The organism is Corynebacterium sp., from assembly GCF_030152825.1.
In the GTDB taxonomy this organism is placed as follows: Bacteria; Actinomycetota; Actinomycetes; order Mycobacteriales; family Mycobacteriaceae; genus Corynebacterium.
This window is the reverse complement of record NZ_JASLIP010000033.1, coordinates 1-5,407: the sequence shown is the minus strand read 5'-3', so window position 1 is coordinate 5,407 and position 5,407 is coordinate 1. Positions and strand designations below refer to the sequence as shown.

Here is a 5,407-nt window from a genome sequence, read left to right as displayed (position 1 = left end):
TGGTGGGCGCGCTGCTCAGCTAAGGGCGGGGAGGGGCGCTTACTTCGCGTCGGAGAGGAAGTGCGCCGCGCCAGCGGATGCTGCGGTGACCGCGAGGACGGCCGGCCAGGCGCCGATCTTCTTCGCCAGCGGGTGGGAGAGGCCGAAGGCGCCGAGGTAACCGGCGGTGAGAGCAGCAGCGGTGGGCGCGCCGGTCTTGGCGTTCCAAGAGCGGGCGGCGTAACCACCGGCAGCAGCGAGGATTACGCCGCCGAGCGGGCGGATCTCGGTCTCGCGGGCGGTGAGCCAGCCACCGATGAGCCCGGTGGCGATGACAGCGGCGGTGTTGACGTCCTTGGCCTTCTTCAGATTCATAGACATGCCCTCAGATTACCCGCGGACGTAGCGTTGAGGGCGGAAGAAGAAACAAGCGGAATGAAGGAGCGAGCAGATGGAGCTGGCGAGGGTCTACGACGTCGTGAACAGTGGCGCGAAGGGGAGCGACCAGGGCAGCGGCGGCAAGGCGGAGGCGGACGCTTGGTTCCTGGTCGACCGGCTGTGGCCGCGGGGGATATCCAAGGAGAAGCTGCCACTAACGGGCTGGCCTAAAGAGCTGACTCCCTCCTCCGAACTGCGCAAAGAGTTCCACTCGGGCGAGCTGAGCTTCGTGGACTTCGCCAAGCGCTACCGCATGGAACTCGATGACGCTCTCGATGACGGGGACCTTGAGGGCGCGCTGCGAGAACTCGAGGAGGCCGGCGCCAAGCCGCCCCGCTCGGATGCGCAGAGCGAGCAGACCGCGAAGGATGGTGTGCTGCTGCTGTACGGCGCGAAGGACACCGAACACAATCACGCGGCCGTTCTCCTGGAGTGGCTCAACGCGACGCTCCGGGATCGACGCCATCGCTAAGATATTTTGTATAAAAAAATAAACCTGGCATAAAATTGCAGGTGCTGGCAAAATGGGATGATGGATACATTGATTCTCGCAGCACAAGCAACCCCGGCCCTCGGATTCATCGGCTGGATCATCATCGGCGGTCTGGCAGGTTGGATCGGCTCGAAGATCATGGGCACCGACGCGCAGATGGGCGTTATCGCCAACATCGTCGTCGGTATCATCGGTGGCTTCATCGGTGGCTGGGTCCTGACCTTGTTCAACGCTGACTCCGGCGGCATGATCTGGAGCTTCCTGACCTGCCTGCTCGGCGCAGTGATCCTCCTGTGGATCCTCAAGATGGTTCTGCCGAAGCGCTAAACCGCCTCCGGCACAACCCCAACCCAGGGAGCCCTTCGGGGCTCCTTTTTCTTTGCCTTAACCTGCCGTGGGGTCCTCTGGCCAGGCGTGCTTCGGGTAGCGGCCCCGCATATCCTTGCGCACCCCCTGGTAGGGCCCGGCCCAGAAGCTCGCCAGGTCATCGGTCACCGCCACCGGTCGCTGCGCCGGGGAGAGCAGGTGGAACTGCACCCGCCGTCCCGCGATGCGCGGGGACTCCGTGAGGCCGAAGACGTCCTGCAGCTTCGTCGCCAACACCACGGGCTCGCCCGCATCATCACTTACCGCACCGTCTGCGGCGCTTCCGATCAGCACCTCCGGGTAGGTCAGCCGCCGCGTCCGCCCACTCGGCAGCTCCAGGGACTCTGGCGCGAGCTCGTCGATCGGAAGATCCCATGGGATCAGCCCGCGCAGCAGGCTCGCCACATCCGGCCGCCGACCGGCAGCGATATCCGCCGCCACGAAGCTCAGTAGCTCCGCCGGCAGCCCCGCCCGCAGATCCGGGTAGCCCGATCCGCCCTCGAATCCGGCGGCAGCGGCGTCGTGCAGGTACTGCATGCGTTTCACCAGCTCACGGGCATTCCCGCTGAGCTGCAGCATCTCCTCCAGCTGCTCCGGGCTGGCCTGCGTGATCGCGGCGGACACCGCCTCTTCCGCTTCCGCCGCGCTGGGCTTGGCTGGGGCGCTGCTCAACTCGATCGCCCCCACGACCGTCCGTTCCCGCGCCTGCACCCGCTTCTTCTCCAGGCTGTAGCTCGCGGTCCTGTCCTTGACGACGCCACCGGCTGCGGCCAGGGCCAGCTCCTCGGAGATCGGCATGGCAGAGCGCAAGATCGAACCCGTCCCGGACCTCCGCGCGGACGCCGACTCGCTGCGTCCGATATCCGCCACCGCGAACCACTGCTCATTGTGTGGCGCATCCACCCCGGGCATGCTCTTCGGGATCACCGCCCCGGTGCCACCCACGGTCAGCACCCGCTCCGACCCAGGCTCGACGCGCCGGGCGAGCAGGTCCGGCCGCGCGCACGCGATCGTGTAGGCGATGGCGTCCTCCCCGGTCAGCGGGCCGCGGGGCTCCCGCGGGGCGTGTGGCTGCAGCAGGCGGACGAGCCTGCGCACCGCCGGGTCCTTCGGCGAAATATCCCGGATCGCGCCGGCCGGGGCACGCTGGGAGCTGGCGACGTCCAGAAACTGCAGAACACGGGCCACGAGCTCCACCGGGACGCGCCGGCTGGCGAGCAGACCGCCACGGGCGTGGCGCGGATCGAGGGGGAGCGTGACCAGCAGTTCCCCGAGCTCGGTGATGGTCCCGTCGGCGTCGAGCGCCCCCAGCTGGCGGAGCGTGGCGAAGGCGGCAGCGGCGTTGTTCTGGGGGAAGGGGTCCGGCAGCGCCAGCCCCTCGCCCATCGGCGCGCCCCAGGCGGCGACGTCCAGCAGCGCGCCGGTGAGGTCGCTGGTCTGGATCGCGGGGGCGGCGAACTCCGGCAGCCGGGCCCACTCATCCGCGCTGATCAGGCGGAATACGGTGCCCGGTCCCTCACGGCCCGCACGACCCGCCCGCTGCACGCAGCTTGCCTGGGCGGCGGACTCCGTGACCAGGACGGACATGCCGCGGGAGGAATCGCGCCGGGAAACGCGGGACAGGCAGGTGTCCACGACGACGCGCACGCCCGGCACCGTGATCGAGGATTCGGCGACGTCCGTGGCGAAGATGACCCGGCGGGAGGGGTTGGCGCTGGTCGCTCCGCGCGGATTCACGATCTCGGACTGCTGCTTCGGGCTGAGCTGGCCGTGCAGGGCGAAGGTAGTGAGCTCGGGGAAGTCGAATTGCTGCGCGAGCAGCTCCGTACCTCGGATGCTCGGGACGAAGGCCAGGATGTCGCCCTCGGTGGTCTCCGCGAGCGCGCGTTGAACCCCGGCGGCGATGAAGGCCTCGATGGATCCGGACTGGCCGGGGCGGCTATCGCTGCGCCGGTGGGTGATGGAATCCGCCGCAGCGGCGTAGTGGATATCCAACGGGTAGATCGGGGCGGGAACGTGCACCACAGCCTCCGGTACCCCGAGCAGATTGGCGAAATGCTGGGCGTCCACCGTCGCGGACATCGCCACGACCAGCAGGTCATCGCGCAGTTCTCGCAGCTGAGCGGCGATGGCGAAGACCAGGTCGGACTCGATATGGCGCTCGTGCACCTCATCCACGACGATCGCCCCCACCCCAGGCAGGTCGGGGTCCCGCAGCATGCGCCGAAGCAGAACGCCCGGGGTCACCATCTCGATGCGGGTCTGCCTGGATACGCGGGAGTCCCCGCGGACGGTATAGCCCACCTCGTCGCCCAGCTCGGTGCCACGCAGCTCGGCAAGGCGGGCGGCGGCAGAGCGGGCGGCCACGCGCCGGGGCTGGGTCACGATCACGCGCTGGTCGGGCGCAATCAGCTCGGCATCGGAGAGGAACTGTGGGGCCAGGGTGGTCTTACCGGTGCCCGGCGGGGCGTGCACCACGGCCGCTCCGAACTCCGCGAGCGCGCTGAGGAGGGCCGTGCGGCCAGCGGAAAAGGGCAGGTTAGGGGTGGGGTTGGTAGACATGCTACCTATCAAATTAGCCCACGGTGGCGCCCAGTTGTGTCGGGCGCCGGGGTAGAGGAGTCACCGGGCAGAGCAATGGAGTGCCATTGCCGTGGACTTGAGGTGGGGGCCTAGCGGACGGAGGTACGTAGCATGCTGAGCAGGTCGTCGGCCTCGCCGATGACGTCGTCGCAGAGGACGTCGAGCAACAGAGCGACCAGAAGCAGGGTGACGATGCTGACCACCAGGAGGGTCGACGTCACAGTGAACCCCAGGCGAGAGCCGGGCTCCTCGCCTTCGCAATAGAATGGGAGGGTTACGCGTGGCGTGGGCTTGTCCTGCGGTGCCGTATTGATGGGTTGGCCATCGGAGGTGAGGAAGCCGCCGAGCGCGGGGAGGGTGGCCTTGAAGGTGCCGGTATCGCGCGGTTCGTCGTCCTCGGGGTGATCATTCGTTGGGCGAGGGCGGTTCATCGATGGTGTGCTCATCGGTGTTGATGCCCTCCTTTGCTCTTTGCTCGCCTGAAAACTGCTCGATCACGTGCGGATCGATGAGGTGTAAGGGGATGTCTGCTGTCTGCTGTACTGGCTACCGTATGGCAGCCCGATGCGAGAAGAGGCACCCGGGATAATTAGCTGATTTTAGCTATATGAATACCATTTTCGCAAGCAGCGAAGCGGGGGTAGTTTTTCGAAATCTGCGAAAGGGAAAACCCGCTGACCAGGAGGTTTGAGAATGATTTGACTCGGCGGCGGGGCTGAATTCTGCCTTAAGCGTGGGGCGATGTCTGCTGCGCCCGCTAATGTGCACAGCGAAGTGCACGGCGAGCCGCACGGGGCGCAGGTCACGAGCGGCGAGCCGATACTTCGCACAGCCTAAACTCGAGGGGGAATTATGGATAAGCACACATCTGACAACCACCGCCAGCCTGTCACTACCGCACGCGGCAACATCATCGGCGCCGATGGCGTGGTTCGCCCGCCCTGGGCCACGCGCTCCGAGCTGGAGCGGGAGTACTTCGACGAGGAATGGGGCCGGCCCATCATCACGGAATCCGGCCTGCTCGAACGTATCTGCCTCGAGGGCTTCCAGTCGGGGCTGTCGTGGGCGACGATCCTGCGCAAGCGTCGCGCTTTTAGGGATCACTTCTTCCTTTTCGACGCCATCCGCATCACGCAGATGAGCGCCGAGCAGCGCGAGGCGGCCCTCGCAGACCCCGCGCTGATCCGCAACCCGCAGAAGCACAGCGCGATCTACCGCAATGCTGAGGCCACGGTGGCCCTCCGGGAGGACCCGGAGCTGCAGGGGCTACCGGAGGACCATCCGACGCGGGAGATCCTGGGCGGGGCGGTGCGCCGCCTGCCCGCGGGTCTGCCGGTGCTGATCTGGTCCTACGCCCCAGCCGAGCACCAGCCCCCAGCGCACATCGCAGAGATGCCCTCGGAGTCAGAGGAGTCGGTGGCGATGGCCGCAGATCTCAAACGCCGCGGCTTCACCTTCGTGGGCCCGACGACCTGCTATGCGCTGATGCAGGCCATCGGGATGGTCGACGACCGGGTGCCGGAGCCGGACGCAGAGCAGCCCTAGAGG

Annotated in this window: 6 protein-coding genes; 3 read left to right on the top strand and 3 right to left on the bottom strand. The window is 67.1% G+C overall.

Annotation, left to right across the window (positions count from 1 at the left end):
- Positions 1 to 39: 39 nt before the first annotated feature.
- Entirely contained in the window at positions 40 to 360 is a 321-nt protein-coding gene (locus tag Q1V78_RS03850; protein WP_300611806.1) for a hypothetical protein, read from the bottom strand.
- 70 nt (positions 361 to 430) lie between these two features.
- On the opposite strand from Q1V78_RS03850, the gene Q1V78_RS03845 reads away from it, so the two are divergent.
- Positions 431 to 889, top strand: a complete 459-nt coding sequence (locus Q1V78_RS03845) for a DUF488 domain-containing protein (RefSeq protein ID WP_300611803.1) — start codon at positions 431 to 433, stop codon at positions 887 to 889.
- Positions 890 to 949: 60 nt separating this feature from the next.
- Positions 950 to 1,237 carry a GlsB/YeaQ/YmgE family stress response membrane protein gene (locus tag Q1V78_RS03840; protein WP_300611800.1) on the top strand — a complete coding sequence of 96 codons (288 nt, stop codon included), beginning with the start codon at positions 950 to 952 and terminating at the stop codon, positions 1,235 to 1,237.
- A gap of 57 nt (positions 1,238 to 1,294) precedes the next feature.
- Here Q1V78_RS03840 and Q1V78_RS03835 read toward each other — a convergent pair whose 3' ends face one another.
- Together Q1V78_RS03835 and Q1V78_RS03830 are read right to left on the bottom strand one after the other, a co-directional pair.
- On the bottom strand, positions 1,295 to 3,838 hold the full coding sequence (locus Q1V78_RS03835) for an ATP-dependent helicase C-terminal domain-containing protein (RefSeq protein ID WP_300611797.1): 2,544 nt from the start codon (positions 3,836 to 3,838) through the stop codon (positions 1,295 to 1,297).
- Positions 3,839 to 3,948: 110 nt separating this feature from the next.
- A complete protein-coding gene (locus Q1V78_RS03830) occupies positions 3,949 to 4,305 on the bottom strand; it encodes a hypothetical protein (protein WP_300611794.1) in 357 nt (118 codons plus the stop codon).
- Positions 4,306 to 4,711: 406 nt separating this feature from the next.
- Here Q1V78_RS03830 and Q1V78_RS03825 point away from each other — a divergent pair, with 406 nt between their 5' ends.
- Entirely contained in the window at positions 4,712 to 5,404 is a 693-nt protein-coding gene (locus Q1V78_RS03825; RefSeq protein WP_300611792.1) for a DNA-3-methyladenine glycosylase I, read from the top strand.
- Positions 5,405 to 5,407: the final 3 nt, after the last annotated feature.

Bases quoted from the DNA above. Each gene is read 5' to 3' on its own strand.
- Q1V78_RS03850 (WP_300611806.1), bottom strand. From the start codon at position 360: ATGTCTATGAATCTGAAGAAGGCCAAGGACGTCAACACCGCCGCTGTC.
- Q1V78_RS03845 (WP_300611803.1), top strand. From the start codon at position 431: ATGGAGCTGGCGAGGGTCTACGACGTCGTGAACAGTGGCGCGAAGGGG.
- Q1V78_RS03840 (WP_300611800.1), top strand. From the start codon at position 950: ATGGATACATTGATTCTCGCAGCACAAGCAACCCCGGCCCTCGGATTC.
- Q1V78_RS03835 (WP_300611797.1), bottom strand. From the start codon at position 3,838: ATGTCTACCAACCCCACCCCTAACCTGCCCTTTTCCGCTGGCCGCACG.
- Q1V78_RS03830 (WP_300611794.1), bottom strand. From the start codon at position 4,305: ATGAGCACACCATCGATGAACCGCCCTCGCCCAACGAATGATCACCCC.
- Q1V78_RS03825 (WP_300611792.1), top strand. From the start codon at position 4,712: ATGGATAAGCACACATCTGACAACCACCGCCAGCCTGTCACTACCGCA.